18 protein-coding genes are annotated in these 20,735 nt (G+C 67.2%); 10 read left to right on the forward strand and 8 right to left on the reverse strand.

Going from position 1 to position 20,735, the window contains the following annotated elements:
- Positions 1-24: 24 nt before the first annotated feature.
- Both A7D27_RS15780 and A7D27_RS15785 read left to right on the forward strand, forming a co-directional pair.
- Complete coding sequence (locus A7D27_RS15780; RefSeq protein ID WP_069559864.1) at positions 25-993, forward strand: polyprenyl synthetase family protein; 969 nt, start codon at positions 25-27, stop codon at positions 991-993.
- Positions 994-1,140: 147 nt separating this feature from the next.
- On the forward strand, positions 1,141-1,389 hold the full coding sequence (locus A7D27_RS15785) for a hypothetical protein (protein WP_044410414.1): 249 nt from the start codon (positions 1,141-1,143) through the stop codon (positions 1,387-1,389).
- 136 nt (positions 1,390-1,525) lie between these two features.
- On the opposite strand, the gene A7D27_RS15790 is transcribed toward A7D27_RS15785, so the two are convergent.
- From A7D27_RS15790 to A7D27_RS15805, 4 genes are all read right to left on the reverse strand, one after another.
- Positions 1,526-2,143 (reverse strand): FKBP-type peptidyl-prolyl cis-trans isomerase, encoded by a 618-nt coding sequence (locus A7D27_RS15790; RefSeq protein WP_069565402.1) that lies wholly within the window; start codon positions 2,141-2,143, stop codon positions 1,526-1,528.
- A 122-nt stretch (positions 2,144-2,265) separates the two neighbouring features.
- On the reverse strand, positions 2,266-2,760 hold the full coding sequence (locus A7D27_RS15795) for a TIGR00645 family protein (RefSeq protein ID WP_069559866.1): 495 nt from the start codon (positions 2,758-2,760) through the stop codon (positions 2,266-2,268).
- Between the two features lie 181 nt (positions 2,761-2,941).
- Positions 2,942-3,283, reverse strand: coding sequence for a hypothetical protein (locus A7D27_RS15800; RefSeq protein WP_069559867.1), 342 nt, complete (start codon positions 3,281-3,283; stop codon positions 2,942-2,944).
- A 208-nt stretch (positions 3,284-3,491) separates the two neighbouring features.
- Positions 3,492-6,005 (reverse strand): Lon protease family protein, encoded by a 2,514-nt coding sequence (locus A7D27_RS15805; RefSeq protein WP_069565403.1) that lies wholly within the window; start codon positions 6,003-6,005, stop codon positions 3,492-3,494.
- 189 nt (positions 6,006-6,194) lie between these two features.
- Between A7D27_RS15805 and A7D27_RS15810 the strand changes: the two genes are divergently transcribed.
- The gene (locus A7D27_RS15810) at positions 6,195-8,048 is read left to right on the forward strand and encodes a DUF4105 domain-containing protein (protein ID WP_069559869.1); all 1,854 of its coding nucleotides are present in this window, start codon (positions 6,195-6,197) and stop codon (positions 8,046-8,048) included.
- Here the strand turns inward: A7D27_RS15810 and A7D27_RS15815 are convergent.
- From A7D27_RS15815 to A7D27_RS15830, 4 genes are all read right to left on the reverse strand, one after another.
- Entirely contained in the window at positions 8,042-8,986 is a 945-nt protein-coding gene (locus tag A7D27_RS15815; protein WP_069559870.1) for an SMI1/KNR4 family protein, read from the reverse strand. The two genes, A7D27_RS15810 and A7D27_RS15815, sit on opposite strands and share 7 nt — an antisense overlap.
- Entirely contained in the window at positions 8,983-9,564 is a 582-nt protein-coding gene (locus A7D27_RS15820) for an NADAR family protein (protein ID WP_069559871.1), read from the reverse strand. The genes A7D27_RS15815 and A7D27_RS15820 overlap by 4 nt, the downstream gene beginning before the upstream one ends.
- Positions 9,565-9,671: 107 nt before the next feature.
- Positions 9,672-11,273 (reverse strand): RNA repair transcriptional activator RtcR, encoded by a 1,602-nt coding sequence (rtcR, locus tag A7D27_RS15825; RefSeq protein ID WP_069559872.1) that lies wholly within the window; start codon positions 11,271-11,273, stop codon positions 9,672-9,674.
- A gap of 2 nt (positions 11,274-11,275) precedes the next feature.
- On the reverse strand, positions 11,276-11,884 hold the full coding sequence (locus A7D27_RS15830; RefSeq protein WP_069559873.1) for a YiiX family permuted papain-like enzyme: 609 nt from the start codon (positions 11,882-11,884) through the stop codon (positions 11,276-11,278).
- Between the two features lie 241 nt (positions 11,885-12,125).
- Between A7D27_RS15830 and A7D27_RS15835 the strand changes: the two genes are divergently transcribed.
- From A7D27_RS15835 to rtcA, 7 genes are all read left to right on the forward strand, one after another.
- Positions 12,126-13,676 (forward strand): TROVE domain-containing protein, encoded by a 1,551-nt coding sequence (locus A7D27_RS15835; protein ID WP_069559874.1) that lies wholly within the window; start codon positions 12,126-12,128, stop codon positions 13,674-13,676.
- A gap of 660 nt (positions 13,677-14,336) precedes the next feature.
- Positions 14,337-15,560 (forward strand): RtcB family protein, encoded by a 1,224-nt coding sequence (locus A7D27_RS15840; RefSeq protein WP_069559875.1) that lies wholly within the window; start codon positions 14,337-14,339, stop codon positions 15,558-15,560.
- A gap of 54 nt (positions 15,561-15,614) precedes the next feature.
- Positions 15,615-16,418, forward strand: a complete 804-nt coding sequence (locus A7D27_RS15845; protein WP_069559876.1) for a nucleotidyltransferase domain-containing protein — start codon at positions 15,615-15,617, stop codon at positions 16,416-16,418.
- 29 nt (positions 16,419-16,447) lie between these two features.
- A complete protein-coding gene (locus A7D27_RS15850) occupies positions 16,448-17,350 on the forward strand; it encodes a hypothetical protein (RefSeq protein WP_069559877.1) in 903 nt (300 codons plus the stop codon).
- 47 nt (positions 17,351-17,397) lie between these two features.
- A complete protein-coding gene (locus A7D27_RS15855) occupies positions 17,398-18,777 on the forward strand; it encodes a HEAT repeat domain-containing protein (protein ID WP_069565404.1) in 1,380 nt (459 codons plus the stop codon).
- 6 nt (positions 18,778-18,783) lie between these two features.
- Positions 18,784-19,671, forward strand: coding sequence for a hypothetical protein (locus tag A7D27_RS15860; RefSeq protein ID WP_069565405.1), 888 nt, complete (start codon positions 18,784-18,786; stop codon positions 19,669-19,671).
- Positions 19,672-19,685: 14 nt separating this feature from the next.
- The gene (gene rtcA, locus A7D27_RS15865) at positions 19,686-20,711 is read left to right on the forward strand and encodes an RNA 3'-terminal phosphate cyclase (protein ID WP_069565406.1); all 1,026 of its coding nucleotides are present in this window, start codon (positions 19,686-19,688) and stop codon (positions 20,709-20,711) included.
- Positions 20,712-20,735: the final 24 nt, after the last annotated feature.

Here is a 20,735-nt window from a genome sequence, read left to right on the forward strand (position 1 = left end):
TTCTCAAAGGAGCACCCCTCGCTGATGCAACCCCAGGCCTTCTACCGCGTGGTGGCGGACGATTTTACCGCAGTCGACGACATCATCCGTCGGCAACTCACCTCCCGCGTACCCCTGGTCGAGAAGATCGGCGACTACATCGTCTCCGCCGGCGGCAAGCGCCTGCGCCCGCTGCTGGTCCTGCTCAGCGGCAATGCCCTCGGATTCGGCGGCGATCAACTGCGCCTGCTGGCCGCCACCATCGAATTCCTGCACACCTCCACCCTGCTGCACGACGACGTCGTCGATGCCTCGGGCCTGCGCCGCGGCCGCTCCACCGCCAATGCCCTGTGGGGCAACGCGCCGAGCGTGCTGGTGGGCGACTTCCTCTATGCGCGCTCCTTCGAAATGATGGTCGAGCTGGGCTCCATGCCGGTGATGCGCATCATTTCCCAGGCCACCCGCGTCATCGCAGAAGGCGAAGTACTGCAGCTGTCGAAGATCCGCGACGCCAGCACCACCGAAGAGACCTATATGGAAGTCATCCGCGGCAAGACCGCGATGCTCTTCGAGGCTTCCACCCACAGCGCCGCCGTACTCGCCGGTGCCAGCGAAGCCCAGGCCGAAGCCCTGCGGACCTTCGGTGACTACCTCGGCATCGCCTTCCAGCTGGTGGACGACCTGCTCGACTACCGCGGTGATGCCACTACCCTTGGCAAGAACGTCGGCGACGACCTCGCCGAAGGCAAGCCGACCCTGCCGCTGATCGTCACCATGCGTGACGGCAGCCCCGATCAGGCCGCTCTGGTCCGCAAGGCCATCCAGCAAGGCGGCAGCCAGGACCTGGAGGGCATCCGTGAAGCCGTGGAAGCCGCCGGCGCCCTCGACTACACCGCCCGCCTCGCCCGCGACTATGCCGAGCGTGCCATCGCCTGCCTGGACGCCCTGCCGCCCAGCGAGCACCGCGACGCCATGATCGAGCTGACGCAGTTCGCCGTCGCACGCACGCACTGAGCCAAAGCGCTCACCGGGAAGCCCGCCTCATACGGCGGGCTTTTTCATGCCCGCAGAAAACGGCTGGCGACGAAAGGCAGCAATAGACCCTTGCTATTTTGATAATAGGAATTATTCTCATCTCACAGCTTTTCAAGGAGATGAGCCATGACCTACCTGATCGATGCCTGGCTGGATCGCCCCCACCCCTACCTGCGCATCCTCCACCGCGAAACCGGGGAAATCTGCGCCGTACTGGAAGAAGAAGCCCTCGACGAACTGCGTGACCAAGGCGACCTCGACCTTGCCGGCCTGAACTCCAGCGAGCCACTGGTGCTCAAGGAACTGGTGCGCAACCTCTTCCTGTTCTGCTACGCGCGGGCCTTGAGGCCGCAACAGGACGCCCACCTGGCATGACGGAGATCCGGGTGGTGCAGGACGCGCCACCCGCAAGCGGGCGCCCCGGGGCGCTCGCCTGCAAACGGGGCTGACAAGGCCCCGCAGGTGCCCGGGCAGGCCAGGACGGCCGGCCCGGGCATCGCTCTTCGCGGGATCAGAGGATCGCCAGCAGCTCCACATCGAACACCAGCACGCTATGGGGCGGGATGCTGCCCACGCCCTGCGCGCCATAGGCCAGTTCGCTGGGTACGTGCAGGCGCCACTTGCTGCCGGCATTCATCAGTTGCAGGGCCTCGACCCAACCTGGGATCACGCCACCCACCGGGAACTCGGCCGGCTCGCCGCGGTTGTAGGAGCTGTCGAACACGGTGCCGTCGATCAGCGTACCGTGGTAGTGGGTGCGCACGGTGTCTTCGGCCGACGGCTTGGCGCCCTCGCCCGCCACCAGCACCTCGAACTGCAGGCCGGACGGCAGCACGGTCACACCTTCGCGCTTGGCGTTCTCCGCCAGATAGGCACGGCCTTCGCCAGCCGCCGCTTCAGCCTGGGCCTGAGCCTGGGCCTGCATGCGCTCGCGGATGACCCGGAACGCCGCGTTCAGGTCAGCCGCCTCGACACGGCTTTCCACGCCAGCAAAGGCATCGCGCAGGCCGGCGACCACCGCATCGATGCTCACGCCGGGCGGAGGGTTGTCACGGATCTGGTCACCCAGCTGGCGGCCAATGCCGTAGCTGACGCGGGATTCATCACTGGAAAGATCGAGTTCGGACATGGCCGGGCTCCGCACAGGGAAAAAAGGTCGGCCAGACTAGCACAGCCCCTGGCACCGCCCTACCCCGGAAAAGAAACCGCCCGCCGGCCTGGAAGGCGGGCGGGCGGCCGCTGCAGCAAGGCTCAGTGACTGCTCTTGCTCATCTTGTCCAGGTAGCCCATGGCGAACGCCGAGATCACGAAGGTCATGTGCACCACCACGTACCAGAGGATCTTGTCGTTATCGATGTTCTGCGCATCCATGAAGACCCGCAGAAGATGGATGGACGAGATCGCCACGATGGACGCCGCCACCTTCATCTTCAGCGAACCGGAGTCCATCTTGCCCAGCCAGCTGAGCTTCTCCTTGTTCTCGTCGATGTCCAGTTGCGACACGAAATTCTCGTAACCGGAGATCATCACCATCACCAGCAGGCCACCGACCAGGGACATGTCGATCAGCGAGAGCAGGACCAGGATCAGTTCACCCTCGGTCTTCTCGAAGACGTGGGGAATGACGTGGTAGATCTCCTGGAAGAACTTCAGCGCCAGCGCCAGCAACGCCAACGACAGGCCGAAGTAGATGGGCGCCAGCAGCCAGCGCGCCGCGTACATCGAATTTTCCAAAAAGCGTTCCATGAAGCCTCGCAACAGGGGTGGAAATGGCGGCGAGTATAGCGAGCAGTCTCCTTTAGAAAAACAGAATGAAACGCCCGGAAATATCCCCGAAAGCTGTGGATAACCCTGTGCATGAGCGCTGCAAGGAACGCTACCACCGCCGGTGCCTAAGGCGTTGCAGCGGCTGCTCGAAAAACCGCCATCAACTGTCGGGGCGCGACAGGCAGTCCCCCATCGTGCGCCCTCGCGCCTGGTTCAGGCGACGTAGCTCCGCCTGCTGGTGCAGGCGCCAGGTCATGGGTTCCTCGCAGGGGCAGTAGCCCAGCTCACCTAGGCAGTCAGCGATGCTCGCCATCACCGACTCGGCGACGAAAGGCCCATGGAACGGGCCCTGGGCGCGAATGGCGGACGGTTGGGTGCCGGAAATGCCGGCCGCACAGATGAGGGTCCACAGGCCGTTGTCACCGGCCAGCGGCAGGATCACGCACTCGATACGGGTGACCAGCCCCAGGCATTGACGGGTAAGGCAGAGGGTGCGGGACATGACGGCATTCCTCGCGTGGACCTGGCGCCCAGCCTACACCCCGAAAACCTGGGAAAGCGAGGAATTCTTATCCACGCCTTCTGTGGATAACCCTGTGGAATGAATGTCTGCAAAACCGCCGAAGCGCCGCCCCGCCTGTGCTGTGGGGCCTTGCTCGAAGCCTGACCAGCCGCGCCCTCCCTGGCACGACGTCAAACCGTCTGTCAGGTCATTCCGGCGCCTTGCCACCGTCGGCAACAGGTGCCTTCCGGGGGGGCGCCTTGCGCTTCGGCTTGGCGGGCTCCGGCGCCTTCTCGGCAACGACGGCGGCGGCAACAGCCTCTGCGTCCTTGGCGGGAGCCTTCTCCTCTTCCTCCATGCCCATCTCGGCGATCTCCCGCAGGCGGGCCACCACGCGCGCATTGATGCTGCCCGCCGGGAAGCGACCCTTCTCATCCGGCGCGCCAGCCGGCTCGCCCACCAGCAGGCTCAGGGCCTCGTCGGCCTGGCGCACGGCGTAGACATGGAACTGGCCCTTGCGCACGGCCTGCACCACCCGCTCGTCGAGCATCAGGTTGGTGACGTTGGCGTGGGGAATGATCACCCCCTGCTCGCCGGTCAGCCCCCTGGCCTCGCACAGGCGGAAGAAGCCTTCGATCTTCTCATTCACCCCACCCACGGCCTGCACCTCGCCGAACTGGTTGATCGAGCCGGTGATGGCGAAGCACTGCTTCAGCGGCGTGCGCGACAGCGCCGAGATCAGCGTGCAGGCCTCGCCCAGGGAGGCGCTGTCGCCATCCACGTAGCCGTAGGACTGCTCCAGCGCGATGCTCGCGGAAATCTCCAGGGGAAACTCCTGGGCGTAGCGGCTGCCCAGGTAGCCGGTGAGGATCATCACCCCTTTGGAGTGGATCGGCTGGCCCAGGTTGACCTCGCGCTCGATGTCGACGATGCCCGAACCACCCGGGTAGACGGTGGCGGAAATCCGCGCCGGCACGCCGAACGCCGAGTCCCCCACCTCCAGCACCGTGAGGCCGTTGCACTTGCCCACGGCCGCGCCCTCGGTGTCGATCAGGATGGTGCCGGCCAGCATGTCGTCGAGGATGCGCGCCGACACCCGGCCGGTGCGCGTGGCCTTGGCTTTCAGCGCCCGCTCCACGTGTTCGGCGTTGGTCACCGGCTCACCGGCCAGCTGACGCAGGAAGTCCGCCTCGCTGTGCAACTGGAACAGGTCGCCGATCTTCGCTGACAGCCGCCGCTGATTCTCCGCCAGGCGCACGCTGTAGGTCGCCAGGCGCGCCACGGCATCCGCGCTGAGTGGCGCCATGCCCTCCTCGGTGGTGCGGGTCTTCAGCAACTGGGCGAACTGCTCCAGGGTCTCCTCGTCGAAGTCGATCTCTTCATCGAAGTCCACCAGCACCCGGAACATCTCCTGGAAGTCCGGGTCCAGGTCCTGCAGCGTGTAATAGAGCTGGCGCGAGCCGATGATCACCACCTTCACCTGCAGCGGAATCACCTGGGGCGTCAGGGTCACGGTGGCCAGGCGGCCCAGTTCGGCCAGCGGCGACTCCATTTTCAGCTGGCGCGAATGCAGCGCGCGCTTCAGCGCATCCCAGACGAAGGGCTCGCTGAGCATCTTCTCCGCCTCCAGCACCAGGAACCCGCCGTTGGCGCGGTGCAGCGCACCCGGGCGCAACTGGCGGTAGCTGGTGTAGAGCGCGCCCTGGTCGGTGCCGTACTCGATGCGGCCGAACAGGTTGTCGTAGGTCGGGTGCGGCTCGAACACCACCGGCGCCCCGCTGCCGTCGGGGTGCCCAACCACGAGACTGGGGCAGTACTGCTCCTCCAGCATCTCGCGGCGCTGCACGTCCGGCTTGTCGTCCAGCAACTGGTCGACCACGGTCTTCAGCAGGTTCACCTGCATCGCCTGCAGATACGCCACCACCCCGGCGTTCTCCGCGTACTTCTCCGAGAGCGGCGCCAAGAGCGGCTGCAGGGCCTGGGTGATGGTCTCCTCGTTGAGCTGGCGCAACTGGTTGCTCGACTCGCGCTTCCATTGCGGCAGGCTGGCCAGCTCCTCGTTTAGGCGCTCCTCCAGCAGCGCGATGTCATCGTGGAAGCGCTCGCGCTCGGCTTCCGGCAACTGGGCGAAATCCGCCTCGTCCAGTGCCTTGCCGTCCTTCATCGGGGTGAAGGCGATGTTCGAAGCATCGCGGTACAGCGCCACGTCCTTCTCCAGGGCCAGGCGCTCGATCACATCCAGCGCACGGTCGTAGCGCTGGTTGAAGCCGCGGTCGATGGCGCTCTTCTTTTGCTGGAAGGTGGGCGTTTCGAACACCGCCGGGAAGGTGGCCAGCAGGTTATCCACAAGCTGGCCGATGTCGGCGATGAAGGCGTTCGCCTCGCCCGGTGGCAGGCGCAGCGCGCGGGGCTCGCGGGGCTCGTCGAAATGGTTGACGTAGACCCAGTCCTCCGGGGTTGCCAGGCGCTTGCCCTCGGCCTTGAGGTAGCGCTGCACGAAGGAGAAGCGGCCGGTGCCCGGCTCGCCCATGACATAGACGTTGTAGCCGGCACGGGGCATCGCCACGCCGAATTGCAGGGCCTCCACCGCCCGCTCCTGGCCAAGCACGCCACGGAAGGGCTCGAGGTCGTCGGTGGTGGTGAAGGAGAACTGGCCGGCGTCGAAGCAGCGGGTGAGCGCTTCAGGAGCCAGGCGGAGAGCAGCAGCGAATGGAGCGGGCATCGGGAATCCTTGTGGGCGACGCGAGAGATGGCCGCATTCTGGCGCTCGCCGGAAGCGTGTGGCAAGGCGTTCCGACTGTGCCGGCGAGCCTCGTCACGGCTTGCGAAAATCCCTCGCCTGACCTTGCTTGACACCCGCCCCGCCCTTCCCGAAAGCTCGCCCCCTTCCCCAGGCAAAGCGAGCCGCCCGTTGAAACGGATTGTCCTTCTCCCGCTGCTGCTCACCTGCAATGCCCTGCTGGCCGCCACGCCCATCCCCGTGGAGAGGCTGCAGCGCCTGGCCAACGACCCCTACTGGATTGCCCTTGGCCACTACGAGCGCGGCAAGCTCGGCGGCTGGCGCAGCTACGTCGACGACGGGCGCTTCTTCCTCTCACCCGAAGGCGCACACAACCCGGAAGCGGAACTCGGTGCCACCGTCCAGGCGCTGTACCGCGACCCGGCCCTCGGCGACCAGCACCCTCAATGTGTCTATCCCGCCCGCACCCGCTGGCTGCGCGAGCAACTGGACCTGCGCGACCTGCCCACCCCGGCGTGCAGTGAATACCGGCAGTGGTTCCAGGACATCAACCCCCACAGCACCGTCCTGGTGTTCCCGGCGGCCTACCTCAACAGCCCCTCCTCGATGTTCGGCCACACCCTGCTGCGCATCGACCAGAGCGATGTGGACGAGAACAACACCGCCCTGCTCAGCTACGCGCTCAACTTCGGTGCCTTCATCGAAGGCGCCGACAACAGCATCCTCTACGCCTGGAAAGGCCTGATGGGCGGCTACCCCGGGCTCTTCGCCCTGGTCCCCTACCGCGACAAGCTCAAGGAATACAGCCGCCTGGAGAACCGCGACCTGTGGGAATACCGGCTCAACCTCAGCCCCGAGGAGACCGGGCGCATGGTCGAGCACGTGTGGGAACTGAAGCAGGTGCGCTTCGACTACTTCTTCTTCGACGAGAACTGCTCCTACCGCCTGCTGGAGCTGCTGGAGATCGCCCGCCCCGGCACCGAACTGACCGAGCAGTTCCCCCTCACCGCCATCCCCACCGACACCGTGCGCGCGGTGAAGAACGCCGGTCTGGTGGACCGCATCGACTTCCGCCCCTCCCGCGAGCGGGAACTGGCCGCCCGAGCCGAACCGCTGGAGCCCGTGGAACAGCAGTGGGCCCTGCGCCTGGCCGACGACGCTTCGTTGCTGCAGGCACCCGAATTCCAGGCCCTGCCGGCCCCACGCCGGGCCCTGGTGCAGGATGCCGCCTTCCGCCTGGACCGCTACCGCAGCGCCGGTGAAGAGCGCGACAAGGACCGCGCACGGCGCGGCTTCCAACTGCTGCAGGCGATCAACCGCAACCCGCCGCCCGCCCTCGACGTGGAACGCCCGGCCCTGCCCGAGGACGGCCACGACTCGCGCACCTGGCAACTGGGCCTGGGCAGCCGCGAAGACCGTGCCTACGCCGAGTACGGCCTGCGCATGGCCTACCACGACCTGCAGGACAACCTGGCGGGCTTCCCCCTCGGGGCCCAGATCGAAATCCTCCAGCTCAAGCTGCGCCAGTACGAGGAAAACCACTGGCAACTGCAGCAGCTGGACTTCGCCACCATCCGCTCGCTGACGCCCCGCACCGCCCTGCTGCAGCCCTGGTCCTGGCAGGTCGCCGGCGGCCTGGAGCGGGTGCCCGGGAAGGACGGCGACGAAACCCTGGTGAGCCACCTCAACGGCGGCGCCGGGGCCACCTGGCAACTGGGGGACGATGCCCTCTACTACGCCCTGGCCACGGCCCGCGTGGAACACAACCCGGACTTCGCCGCCTTCGTCGCCGGCGCGGGCGGCTTCGACACCGGCCTGCTCTGGCACAACCGCCTTGGCACCCTCAGCCTGGAAGCCGCCGGGGACTACTTCCACAACGGCGAAGTGCGCCGCCGGCTGTCACTGACCCAGCAGTGGGAACTGAGCCAGCAACTGGGCCTGCGCCTGTCAGCGGAGCGCTCGTTCAGCCACCTCGCCGGGGACGACAACCAGGTGATGCTGCAACTGCGCTGGTACCACTACTGAGCGTCCCCGCGCTGGCGCTCCGCGATGCCGCGCGCAGCGAACCAGGCACCGACCGCGTCCCGTTTGAGCAGGCGGGCATACACCGGCCCGTTGACCCCGCCGCGGATCAGTTGGCCAAGCTCAACACCTGACGCCTCCAGCCGCTCCAGCAGTGCCGTGTCGTCGGCCTCCACCGCCTGCTCCAGGGCCAGGCGCTGCAGGTCAGGTCGTGAACTGAGCGCGCCGGCTTCCAGCGCCGCCTGCCAATCCAGCACCAGAGCGCCCAGGCAGGCCTTCACCCGCTCGGCCAGGGCCTGATCGGCGGCATCGCCTTCCTCCAGCGGGATCAGCGCCTCCAGCAACTCCAGGCCGGACCCGTCGGCATCCTCCGCCAGCGGGTCGCGCTCGTAGGCCAGTTGGGCGAACAGCCCTTCCAGGTCATCAGCCACCCGGGCAAAGGCATCCTCATGCAGGCGCATCGCCCAAGCCGGCGGCAGGCCCTGGCTCCAGGCGTAGACGCGGCCGAAGTAATCCCCGGGCTCGACGCAGACATACAGCCGCTCCAGGTACTCGAAGCCGCCGATGGGCAGGAAGTCCAGCCGCCCGTCCCACTCGCGGCCCTCCTCCTCGGCGATCTGCCGGGCCCACTCCTGCTCGTGCTCCAGCCAGCCCCAGAGGTCGTTGTAGCCATCGCTGCCGGGGTAGAACAGCTCCCGCAGCGAATAGGGATGGATGTGGCCCTGGTAATCCACCCGCAGGTCGTAATCCAGCACGCCGCCATAGGCGACGCGCCACAGCCGCACCAGGGTCGGCGGCAGCGGGCGGCCGACGCGGCGCTCCACCTCGGCCAGTTGCTCGTCGGTGACGGGCGGCTGTGCCTGGTGGATCAGCCGCCCGCCGAACAGCACCAGGCCGTGCCGGGCCAGGCGCTGGAGGTCTTCCGCGCTGAAGGCGTTCATTCGCACACCTCCTGCATCGGCTGCGCCACCGCCAAGCGCTCGCGCACCGCCATCAACGCAAAGCCCAGCAGGTTGAGCCCGCGCCAGGTGGCCGGGGTGCGGGACGCCGCATCCGCCTCGGCCAGGCCGATGCCCCACACCGGGTCCACCGGGCTGGCTTCCACCAGCACCCGACCGGCCGTGGCCAGCAGCACCCGGCGCAGCTCGGCGTTCTGCTCGAACTTGGCGTGGTTGCCAGCCACCACCAGGTCGAAGCGGGCGGCCAGCCAACGGGCCTCATCGAACCCGCGCACCTCCCGCCCGACGGCCTTGGCATCGGCCGGCGTGCGCGCCGCGAGCACGGCCTGCAAAGCGCGCTCATCGCCGAACAGGCGTGCCTTGCCGGCCATCATCCAGTGCTCCGCCGTGGCATAACGAACACCCTCCAGCACGAAGGGCGACTTGAACCACTGGCTGAAGCAGGCTTTGCCCAGCGGCGCGCCCGGTGCCGAGGTGTGGCCCCAGAAGTAGAGGTAGTCGAAGGTGTCTCCGGCGGCGCAGCGCTCGCGCAACTGCTCGACGGACAGGGGAAGGCTCATGGGCGGTCCTTGCATGGCGGGTGAAAAAGGCCGACAGGATAGCCGAGCACGCCGGCACCGGCTGTGCCCGGATCGGCACGCTCACCGTGAGCCCGCGCCTTCACGCCCTACCGCGCCAGGTCTTTCCACTCCAGGCCGAACCTGCCCAGGTACTTGCGCAACCGGTCCGCGTCATTGGGCTGCGCCTTGGCCTGGCGCGACACGTCGTAGAGCAGCCGTCCGGCCTCGGACAGGCTGCTCGCCTCGCGGCACACCGCCACCACCGCTGCCAGTTGCAGGCGGTCGAAGCGGTCCAGCTCGGCCAGGCGCTCACCCAGCAGCGCCGCCAGGCCGTCATCCGGGCCAGACTCGTTGCCCCAGGCGCGGCGCAGCCGGTCGATCTCCTCCTGCACCAGCGCCTCGTCGATGCGGCCGCTGTCGGCCAGGGTCGCCATGCGCGTGATGGAGGCCGACAGCTCGCGGAAGTTGCCGCTCCAGCGCGCCTCGGCGGAACAGGCGAACGCCAGGTAGCGACGTCGCGCCTCCAGGTTGAAGCGCACCAGGCGCCCCTGGTCGCGGGCGTGGCGTTCCAGCTCGAAGTCGATGTTCGGCTCGATGTCCTCGCGGCGCCCCGCCAGGCCCGGCAGTTCGAAAGTCCAGAGGTTGATGCGGGCGAACAGGTCCTCGCGGAACAGCCCCTCGGCCACCCGAGTGCGCAGGTCGCGGTGGGTGCCGGCGATCAGCAGGAAGTCGCTCTCCACCTCGCGGTCCGCCCCCATGGGGAAGAAGCGCTTCTCCTCGATGGCCTTGAGCAGCATGGCCTGCTCGTCCAGGCCCAGTTCGCCGATCTCGTCGAGGAACAGCATGCCGCCGTCCGCCGCCCGCAGCAGGCCGTCACGGGCGCTCTGCGCGCCGGTGAAGGCCCCCTTGAGGTGGCCGAACAGCGCCGACATGGCACCGTCGCCGCGCAGGGTGGCGCAGTTCACCTCGACAAAGCGCCCCGCCACCTGGTGCCTGGCCCGCTTGAGTTCGTACACCCGCCGCGCCAGGAAGGACTTGCCCGCACCGGTGGGGCCGATCAGCAGCATCGGCGCCCGCGAACGCACCGCCACCCGCTCGATCTGCTCGATGCTGCGGTTGAACGCCGGGTTGCGCGTGGCGATGCCCGACTTCAGCAGCTCCAGCCCTTCCAGCTGTTCGCGCTGGAAGCGCGAGGCGATGCGGTCATAGCGGGACAGGTCGAGGTCGATCAGCGAATGGGTGCCGATGGCGTGGCGATCCTCCTCACGACGCCGGCCCGGCGAGGTCTGTACCAGCCGCGCCGGCAGGTAGCGCGCCTCGGTGAGCAGGAACCAGCAGATCTGCGCCACGTGGGTGCCGGTGGTGATGTGCACCAGGTAGTCCTCGTGCTCGGTGTCGAAGCGGTAGGCGCTGACGAAATCATGCAGCGCGCCATACACCTCCTCGAAGTCCCAGGGGTTGCGCAGCGGCATCTCGTGCAGGCGCACCTCAGTCTGCGGCGACACCTGCTCCACGTCGCCCTTGATGCGCTGGGACAGGCCCAGGTCGCGGGCATCGCTGCCGTGGATCAGCTCCAGCCGGTCCACCAGCAGGTCCGGCTGCTGGCACAGGCCCACAGTGGGGCGCCATTTGTTCCAGCGGTCGGCGCCCTTGCCCATGCGGTCCAGGGTCGCGCCAACGAAGCCGATGGCAACGGTCTTGCGGGCCATGCTCACTCCTGCGCCACGGTAATCAGCAAGGGCGACTCGAAGATCGCCACCGGCGAGATCACGGTCTCATCCAGCGGGACCTTTTGACCGTAGCGCTCGCGCATCTTCGCCTTCACCACCGGCGAACTGAGGTCGAAATCGCGAATGCGCTGCAGCTCGCCCAGGCGCAGGCCGAGGGTACGCTCGTAGAGTTTCCACACCAGCTCCGAGCAGTAGAGGCGCTGATCGCTCCATTCGAAGGTCAGGTCGTAGCGGCGCCCACGCAGGCCCTCGGCCAACCTGTGCATATGCTCCAGGGCGTCAGCGGTCAGCAACTCATCGGCACGGATCAGGCGCTTGGCTACGTAGTGGCCACCCTCGCCCCGGGCGATCCACCGCGCCAACGGCACGTACTGCACCCGCGCCCCCGTCTCGAACACCTGCAACCGGCCCTGGTGTTGCAACACCAGCCCCATGTGGCTGTAACGCGAGTGGGTGGCCTGCTGCACCGCCAGGCTCTGCGCCGAGCGCGACTGGTGGAAGATGATGTCGCCCTCCTGCACCTCGGGCAGCGGCACCGCCTGGGCCAGGCCGGCGAGCAGGCTGAAGATGAGAAATAGTGAAAAGCGCATTGCATGTCCTTGTCGAGGGTGCGTCAGTGAAGGCGAGTTTATCCAAAAATATAAATTCGTATATCTATGAATATGGATATCTTTCTCAAAGCCCCCTGGGCAAGATCCTTGAATCACTCGTCATAAAAATAAAATCCTTAAATATCAATTACTTGAAAAATATTTCCGGAACAAAAAACGAAACTGGCACGCCGCTCGCTATATCCCTTTCAACGAAAGGACAACAGAGCGAGACGCCACGATGGCCAACACCGCCCTCTTCAACACTCAGGCAGCCAGCCTGCCGCAGGTGGATACGTACAACCGCAGCAAGGCCGGTGCCTACGCCCTGCAACCGAAGCACAAGCTGGCCCAGCTGGCGATGACCGGTTGCCTGAACCAGACCTTCTACGCCGACGCTCCCGAGCAACTGGCCGAGGTGCTGGCCCTGGTGGCCCAGCTGGACGCGGCCTTCGTGGCCAAGACCGCCATCTACGCCCGCCGTGCCGGCCACATGAAGGACATGCCGGCCCTGCTGGTGGCCGCCCTCGCGGCGCAACGTTCCTCCCTGCTGCCGGCGGTTTTCGGCCAGGTGGTGGACAACGGCAAGATGCTGCGCAACGTCGTGCAGATCCTGCGCAGCGGCGTGACCGGTCGCAAATCGCTCGGTACACAGCCCAAGCGCCTGGTGCAGGCGTGGCTGAATACCGCCAGCGAGCGCCAGTTGCTGCAGGCCGCGATCGGCAACCAGCCGTCCCTGGCGGACGTGCTGAAGATGGTCCACCCGAAACCGAGCGAAGCCTGGCGTGAAGCCTTCTTCGCCTGGGTACTCGGCAAGCCGGCGGATGCCGACGCGCTGCCGCCGCTGACCCGCGCCCTGCTGGCCTTCCGCAGCGGCGCCAGCGACGAGCTGCCGGACGTGCCCTTCCAGTTGCTGGGCGACCGTCAACTGAGCGCCGCGCAATGGCTGGAACAGGCACAGCGCATGGGCTGGCAGACCCTGCGGATGAACCTCAACACCCTGGCGCGCCACGGTGTGTTCCAGTTGCCCGGCGCGGCCTATGCGGTTGCCGCGCGGCTGGCGGACCGGGAAGCAGTGGCCAAGTCACGGGTCTACCCGTACCAGTTGCTGACCGCCTACACGATGGCCGGCAGCGACGTACCGGAGCCGGTGCGCGAGGCGCTGCAGGACGCCCTGGAACTGTCGCTGGCCAACGTGCCGGCGCTGAGCGGCAACGTGGTGGTGTGCCCGGACGTATCCGGCTCCATGCAGAGCCCGGCCACCGGCTACCGCCCTGGCGCCACCAGCACGGTGCGCTGCATCGACGTGGCGGCGCTGATGGCCGCAGCGGTACTGCGCAAGCAGCCGGCGGCGCGGGTGATGCCGTTCGAGAACCAGGTGGTGGACGTGCGCCTCAACCCGCGTGACAGCGTGATGAGCAACGCGCAGAAGCTGGCCTCGATCGGCGGCGGTGGCACCAACTGCTCGGCCCCGCTGGCGCAGTTGGTGAAGGAGAAGGCCAAGGTGGACACGCTGATCCTGGTTTCGGACAACGAATCCTGGATCGACGCCAAGCGGCGCGGCGCCACCGAAACCATGCTCCAGTGGCAGCAGCTGAAGCGGCTGAACCCGAAGGCGAAGATGGTCTGCATCGACATCCAGCCCTACGGCACCACCCAGGCGCAGGAGCAAGCGGACATCCTCAACGTCGGCGGTTTCGGCGATGCGGTATTCGATGTGATCGCCCAGTTCGCCAATGGCGAATACGGCGCGCGGCACTGGGTCGAGCTGATCGAGGCGACCGAGCTGTAGCGATAGGAACTGAACAAGGGCCCCGCAATGGGGTGGGGCCCGCAACGCGTTGAAGCGCGAGACGGCGAATGCAGCCGGGACTCCATCACCGATGTCCCTGCACACTCTTGTCACCGTAGCGCGCGGCACGAATGCAGGTGGCTGTACATCGGTTGAGCCGGTTCGATTCCGGCCCGCGGCAACGCGGAACAGTCACCTTCCCTTGTCGTGCCACCTTGAGTTTTGCGACGAATGCCGGTGGAACTACACCCTCCAACGGTCGAGATGCGGGTTCGAATCCCGTCGGCTCCAATACTGCGGGGCCGTAGTTCAACGGTAGAACACGAAAACGTTTCACCACCTTTTGTCGTCGCACCTGTTTCACCACGGCCCGCAAGGGTCGGCAGCGAATGCAATGGGCACTACATGTGTCGCGGGTTCGAGCCCCGCCCCGGCAACGGGTAGCTCAGCGGGTAGAGCAATTCATGTCCACATCCCTTGTCGCTGCACCCCGGCCGCCCAGGCGGCCAACCGAATTTGCCCGGCGAATGCCGGTGGAACTACAGGACGTCGTGGTCGCGGGTTCGACTCCCGCCGGCTCTCCGGGGCCGTAGCTCAATCGGATAGAGCGCGATGCCGTTTCACCCGACTTGTCGCCGTTTTGAAAGGAAAGAAGGAACCATGGAAAAGCACTACAACCTGCTGGAAGTCACCAACGGCAAGCCGATCAAGCTCTGGACCCAGGGCGTACCGGTGGAGGAGGACGCGCGCAAGCAACTGATCAACACCGCGAAGATGCCCTTCATCTTCAAGCACCTGGCCGTGATGCCGGACGTGCACCTGGGCAAGGGGTCGACCATCGGCAGCGTGATCCCCACCGTCGGCGCCATCATCCCGGCCGCCGTGGGCGTAGACATCGGTTGCGGAATGATCGCCGCACGCACCTCGCTGACCGCCTCCGACCTGCCGGACAACCTGGCGGGCCTGCGCAGCGCCATCGAGAAGGCCGTGCCCCACGGTCGTAGCCCCGCTCGCGGTGGCCGAGACAAGGGGTCCTGGGAAGACGTGCCGGAGCTGGCGGACCACGCCTGGTCGGCCCTGGCCGGGCGCTTCAAGGTGATCACCGACAAGTACCCGCGCCTGGAGAAGACCAACAACCGCAAGCACCTGGGAACCCTGGGAACCGGCAACCACTTCATCGAGGTCTGCCTGGACGAGGCCCAGCGCGTCTGGTTCATGCTCCACAGCGGATCGCGCGGTGTGGGTAACGCCATCGGCAGCCTGTTCATCGAACTGGCCCAGGCCGATATGCGCCAGCACATCGCCAACCTGCCGGACCGCGACCTGGCCTACTTCGAAGAAGGCAGCCAGCACTTCGACGACTACGTGGAGGCCGTGGGCTGGGCCCAGGACTTCGCCAAGCAGAACCGCGCACTGATGATGCACGCCGTGATCGCGGCGGCGCGTACGGTGATCAAGAAACCCTTCGAGGCCAACCTGGAAGCGGTGAACTGCCACCACAACTACGTGCAGAAGGAGCAGCACTTCGGCCAGGAAGTCCTGGTGACCCGCAAGGGCGCGGTATCGGCGCAGAAGGGCCAGCTGGGCATCATCCCGGGCTCCATGGGCGCGCGCAGCTTCATCGTGCGCGGCCTGGGTAACGAGGAGGCGTTCTGCTCCTGCAGCCACGGCGCCGGCCGCACCATGAGCCGCACCAAGGCGAAGAAACTGTTCACCGTGGACGACCAGATCCGCGCCACCGCCCATGTGGAATGCCGCAAGGACGAGGACGTGATCGACGAGATCCCAATGGCCTACAAGGACATCGACGCCGTGATGCACGCCCAGCGCGAGCTGGTGGAAGTGGTGCATACCCTGCGCCAGGTAGTCTGTGTGAAAGGATGAGAAACGATCGGCGTTGCCCTCCCAACGCCTTTCGCCCCTGAGGGAGAGCGGCTGATGCTGCAGAAACTGGAAAACCGCCATCCCCTCCCCGCCGCCATGCGCGAGCGGGTGCTGGAGGAACTGCAACGGGTCGAGCGCGAGCGCAACGTCACCGTGCTCTACGCCTGCGAATCCGGCAGCCGCGCCTGGGGCTTCGCCTCCAGCGACAGCGACTACGACGTGCGCTTCGTCTACGTCGAGCAGCCCGACTGGTACCTGCAGGTACGCGAGCCGCGCGACGTGATCGAGCGCCCGCTGGACGACGAGTTGGATGTGAGCGGCTGGGAGCTGCGCAAGGCCCTGCGCCTGCTGCGCAACTCCAACCCCACGCTGCTGGAGTGGCTCGACTCGCCCCTGGTCTACCGCCAGGACGACGCCGCCACCGCGCGCCTGCGCGAACTGGCCGAAGCCTTCTGGTCGCCCCGGGCCGTGCGCCATCACTACCTGTCCATGGCCAAGAAGAACTTCCGTGGCTACCTGCAAGGCGACGAGGTGCGTTTCAAGAAGTACCTCTACGTCCTGCGCCCACTGTTGGCGGTACGCTGGCTCGACCAGGGCCGTGGCCGCCCGCCGATGCCCTTCGAGGACCTGCTGGTGACCCTGGACGACCCGGCGCTGCTGGCGGAAATCGACGAGCTGCTGCAGCTCAAGCGTGCCGCCACCGAAGCCACCCACGGCCCGCGCCGCGAGGTGCTGCACGCCTTCATCGAGGCCCAGCTGGCCAGCGCCGGCGAAGCCCCGCAACTGCCGCGCGGCCAGGGGGACGACGCCTTGCTGGATGAATTCATGCGTCACTGCGTGCACACCCACGCCACCTGACGCCATCGCCTCAATGGAGAACCGCTGAAATGGACTTCAAACCCTTCACCGGCCTGCTGCTCCTGGGCCTGACCAGCGGCCTCGCCGCCCAGGAGCGCCAGGTGCTGGACACCCTGCCCCTGGACTCGGCGACGGCCTACGAGCTGTCACTGCCCGCCTGCACCACCGCGCCCTGCCCGTTCGAGCTGCGCCTGTTGCAAGACGGCCGCCGACACGGCACCACGTTGGCGCTGCCCTGGGCAGCGACAGCGGCACCAGCCAGCCTGGCAGCGCCCGACCCCCTGTACGGCGCCGGCACGCCCCTGGGGGCTGACGCGGCACCCAGGGTGTGGATAACCGGCGAGGAAGAGGGGCAGGTCAGCGCGGCCGCTCGCCTGCTGCGGCTGGCGGATGGCACACCCGCGTTGCTGGTCAGCCAGATGGGTGGCTTCGAGCACCCCAAGCGCCATCACGCCCTGTACCTCGCCACGCCCCAGGGCCCACACCTGGCCTGGTCCCACGACGAAGCCCCGGGGCCGAACCAGAGCTGGGTGCTGGCACCCACGGGCGACGGCCCGGTGCTGCTGGTGCACGAGCATGCCGCCGCGATCGACACAGCGGACCGCCTGGAGACGCGCCGCCTGACCTGGCACCCGGATCGCACGGCCTTCACCGAGGCGATGGCACCGCCCTCGCCAGCCCTGCGCGCCGTGGTCGCCGAGCGCCACCCCAGCGCCATGGCCGCCCGGGACCAGCAGGAAGGCTGCCTGGCAGCCTACGCAGTCATCGATACCGGCGCGCCGGCAGCGGCCCGCTACGCCTTGGCACAGGTGGCGGAAAGCGACGCCGAAGCCCAGACGGAAACCACCCGCCTGTACGCCTGCGCAGCGACCCTGCGCCCGGAGACCGTGCCGCTGGCACAGCTATCGACCACGCCCGCACCGAAGCCATGAGCCGGCGGGAAGCGGATGGGGCCTGATCCCCCTCCAAGGAGAACCCAATGAACACCACACAATGGCTCGCCCATTGGCGGGACCAACTCCGCGTAAAACAGGCAGCGGGCGAGTACACCGACTGGCTGCGGTACCGGCTGGACGAGGCCGAAACCGTACTGGCCAATGGGACCGTCATCACGGCCCGCGAATTGCCGCTGCAACGCAACGGTTTCATCCGCGAGGGCGTGCTGCGTCGCCAGCTGGAGCGCGAGGATGAAACCGCCCTCGCCTACTGCCTCGTCTGCCTGAACGACCCGGTGGCGAGCCTGCGCGAACTGGCCCGGGCCGAACTGGAGCACCGGCAACCCAACGCCACGGCCGAAAGCCTGCTGGATAACCTCGACCTGCTGCTGGACCTGCAGCGCAAGCAGCGCGCCGACCACAGCGTGGCCCTGGAGCGCATCCGCGCGCGCCTGCGCGAGCCCGCTCTGCGAGGCAGCGTGCGGGCGGCATTGCCAGGCCTGCGCGGCCAGGAAGCCCGCTTCGTCTTCGACGCCCTGGCAAACGAAGAACAGCCGGATGCCGAGCTGATCGACAAGGCCCTGGTGCACTCCGATCCGGCATTGCGTGCCCGGGTCATGGACAGGCTAGGCCGCCTGCCGGCGGAATCCGCCGCACCGCTCTGGCGGCTGGCCCTCTCGGACCGCAACGGCCGCCTGCGCGCCAGGGCGCTGTACGCGCTGATCAAGGCCGAGCCCAATGCACCGGAACTGCACGGCTGGCTGGAAACGGCCCTGCTGGACGTCTCACCATCCGTCCGCGACCTGGCCCGCTGGGCCGCACCGCGCCACGGTGTCGATGCGGCGGCCGTGGTACGCCGGGCGCTGGTGCTGGACCCGGCGGACAGGGGGCGCTGGCACGGCGTGCTCGGCCAGGCCGCCGAGCTGCGTATGGATGAGGCCGTGCCCCTGGCCCGCCAGGCGCTCGCCTCATCCTTGCCGTCGGTCCGCCGCAGAGGCTTGCAGGTGCTGGTGGAGCAGGTTCCGGAGCAGGCCGGCGATGCCTGCCTCGCCTTGCTGGATGACCGCGCGCCGGGCGTGGTCGTCGAAGCGCTGCAGGGCCTGGAGCGCCTTTGCCATCCAGCGTTCGAACCCGCACTCCGGACCGCGATGACACGCCTTGCCGCAACCGACATGGCGGGCGGTCTTCGCCTCAGCCGGATACTCCCCACCCACGCCCAGCTGGAGGCACTGCTGGACGGGCTCTGCGAGGCACCGCAAGCATCACGCGAACCCTGGTTGCAGGCACTCAGCGCCTGGCGCCACAGGCAGAAAAGACTCGTCAACTGGACCAGCACGACCCAGCTCAAGGCCCGGCTGGAAAGCCTGCGTGGCCAGCAGCTGATGCCGGAGGAAGAACTCTCGGCGCTGGTGAGGGCGCTGTAGCGAACCATGAACAAGGACGACCAGGAACACATGACCAGCAAGACCAAGGGCCCGGCAAGAACACCCGCCAAGTGCAGCCTGCAGGCCTGGTTCGCCCGCAGCGCACCGGTAGCGGTGCTGCTGCGCCGTGGCCCCAGCGATTGGGTGCGGATGATCCGCTGGGACCTGAGGGACGACAGCTTCGAGCCTGGCCAGTGGTTCCATGGCGCCATCGCCACGGGGCAATGCGATCTCTCGGAAGATGGCGAGCTTTTTCTCTATCTCGCTCGCCGCGAGGGACGACGCTACTGGTCCGAGGATTACGGCCCCCATTGGACTGCCGTCAGCCGCCCCCCCTACTTCACCGCGTTGGCCCTATGGCCACACTCTTCGGTTATCGGGGGAGGTTTGTTCATAGCTCCCCGCCGTGTGCGTCTGAACATCGCTAAACCGCGTGAGCAGCTCACAGACGCCAACCTGCCGCTGCAGGTTGAGTCGAGCGGGGAGTTTTTCACCGGCATAGAGGCGTTCCTGCGCAAAGGTTGGCAGACGCCGGATCTGCATCCCGGCATGACAGCCAGCTACCACTGGCATACGCAGACACGCCTGACCAAGCAGCAGGACGAGCTGATGCTGGTCTGGCAGAAACACCAGGCGCCTCGGTATCAGTGGCGGAATCACTTCACCTTGTGGAGAAACGGCGAGCCCACCGCGCTCGGGGATGCCGATTTCGTCGACTTCGACAGCAGCGGCCGCCTGCTGATGGGACGAAAGGGCCAGGTACTGGTATGTCCGCGCCCCAGAGAAAGCCTCGAATGGACGCAACTGGCTGACTTCTCCGGCGAGCATCCGGAACCCGTACAACCGACTGAAATGGCCATGACCTGGCCAACCGCCACAGGCGGAAGCAACTGATTGGAACACTGAAGATGAACACGGATTTTCTCGAACTCGACGGCGCCATCGGCGGTGGCCAGATCCTGCGCAGCGCGCTGAGCCTGTCGATGATTACCGGCCTCCCGATGCGCATCCGCAACATCCGCAAGCAGCGCGGGCGTCCGGGCCTGTTGCGCCAGCACCTGACGGCGGTCCAGGCCTCTGCACAGATTTGTGGCGCACGCACCCAGGGGGCCGAATTGGGCTCGATGGAGCTGACCTTCATTCCCGGCACGATTCGCGGGGGCGACTACCGCTTCGCCATCGGCAGTGCGGGCAGCTGCACCCTGGTGCTGCAGACCCTGCTGCCGGCCCTGCTGTTCGCCGACAGCCCGGCTCGCCTGTGGATAAGCGGCGGCACCCACAACCCGCTGGCCCCGCCGACGGACTTCATCGAGCATGCCTGGCTGCCCCTGCTGCGCCGCATGGGCGCCCAGGTGGAGATGGAGTTGTTACGCCATGGCTTCATGCCCGCCGGCGGTGGTGAGGTGATGCTGCAGGTGCAGCCGGGCGAACTGCGCCCGCTGGCGCTGCCAGCACGCGGCGAGGTACGCGAGCAGGAAGCCACGGCCGTGCTGGCCAACATCCCGCACCACGTCGGGGAGCGCGAGCTGCGCCAGGTGGCGATGCGCCTGGGCTGGCCAGAGGAGGCGCTGAAACGCGCCTACCTCGCACCCGGCATGGGGCCGGGCAATGCCTTGCTGCTGAAGGTGGGCTGCGACGCGGTGACCGAGCTGTTCTGCGCCCTGGGCCAGACGCGCCTGTCGGCCGAACGGGTGGCGGACCTGGCAATCCGGCCGCTGCTGGCCTGGCTCGCCAGCGGGGCGGCCACCTCGGAATACCTGGCCGACCAGTTGCTGCTGCCAATGGCCCTGGCCGGCGGCGGGCAGTTCAGCACCTGCGTGCTGAGCGACCACCTGACCAGCAACATTGAGGTGATCCAGCAATTCCTGCCCGTGCGTTGTCTGATCCAGAGCGAGCGGGAAGACTTCCACAACGTCACGCTCACGGCGTCTTGACGAAAAGACGACATCCCGCTGCCG

The organism is Pseudomonas sp. 1D4 (assembly GCF_001728925.1).
Lineage (GTDB): Bacteria > Pseudomonadota > Gammaproteobacteria > Pseudomonadales > Pseudomonadaceae > Metapseudomonas > Metapseudomonas otitidis.

Coding starts and splice junctions, on each gene's coding strand:
- A7D27_RS15815 (WP_069559870.1), bottom strand. CDS start 8,986: ATGAACGCCTTCAGCGCGGAAGACCTCCAGCGCCTGGCCCGGCACGGC.
- rtcR (WP_069559872.1), bottom strand. CDS start 11,273: ATGGCCCGCAAGACCGTTGCCATCGGCTTCGTTGGCGCGACCCTGGAC.
- rtcA (WP_069565406.1), top strand. CDS start 19,686: ATGAACACGGATTTTCTCGAACTCGACGGCGCCATCGGCGGTGGCCAG.
- A7D27_RS15855 (WP_069565404.1), top strand. CDS start 17,398: ATGAACACCACACAATGGCTCGCCCATTGGCGGGACCAACTCCGCGTA.
- A7D27_RS15860 (WP_069565405.1), top strand. CDS start 18,784: ATGAACAAGGACGACCAGGAACACATGACCAGCAAGACCAAGGGCCCG.
- A7D27_RS15805 (WP_069565403.1), bottom strand. CDS start 6,005: ATGCCCGCTCCATTCGCTGCTGCTCTCCGCCTGGCTCCTGAAGCGCTC.
- A7D27_RS15845 (WP_069559876.1), top strand. CDS start 15,615: ATGCTGCAGAAACTGGAAAACCGCCATCCCCTCCCCGCCGCCATGCGC.
- A7D27_RS15800 (WP_069559867.1), bottom strand. CDS start 3,283: ATGTCCCGCACCCTCTGCCTTACCCGTCAATGCCTGGGGCTGGTCACC.
- A7D27_RS15790 (WP_069565402.1), bottom strand. CDS start 2,143: ATGTCCGAACTCGATCTTTCCAGTGATGAATCCCGCGTCAGCTACGGC.
- A7D27_RS15820 (WP_069559871.1), bottom strand. CDS start 9,564: ATGAGCCTTCCCCTGTCCGTCGAGCAGTTGCGCGAGCGCTGCGCCGCC.
- A7D27_RS15795 (WP_069559866.1), bottom strand. CDS start 2,760: ATGGAACGCTTTTTGGAAAATTCGATGTACGCGGCGCGCTGGCTGCTG.
- A7D27_RS15830 (WP_069559873.1), bottom strand. CDS start 11,884: ATGCGCTTTTCACTATTTCTCATCTTCAGCCTGCTCGCCGGCCTGGCC.
- A7D27_RS15835 (WP_069559874.1), top strand. CDS start 12,126: ATGGCCAACACCGCCCTCTTCAACACTCAGGCAGCCAGCCTGCCGCAG.
- A7D27_RS15785 (WP_044410414.1), top strand. CDS start 1,141: ATGACCTACCTGATCGATGCCTGGCTGGATCGCCCCCACCCCTACCTG.
- A7D27_RS15840 (WP_069559875.1), top strand. CDS start 14,337: ATGGAAAAGCACTACAACCTGCTGGAAGTCACCAACGGCAAGCCGATC.
- A7D27_RS15850 (WP_069559877.1), top strand. CDS start 16,448: ATGGACTTCAAACCCTTCACCGGCCTGCTGCTCCTGGGCCTGACCAGC.
- A7D27_RS15780 (WP_069559864.1), top strand. CDS start 25: ATGCAACCCCAGGCCTTCTACCGCGTGGTGGCGGACGATTTTACCGCA.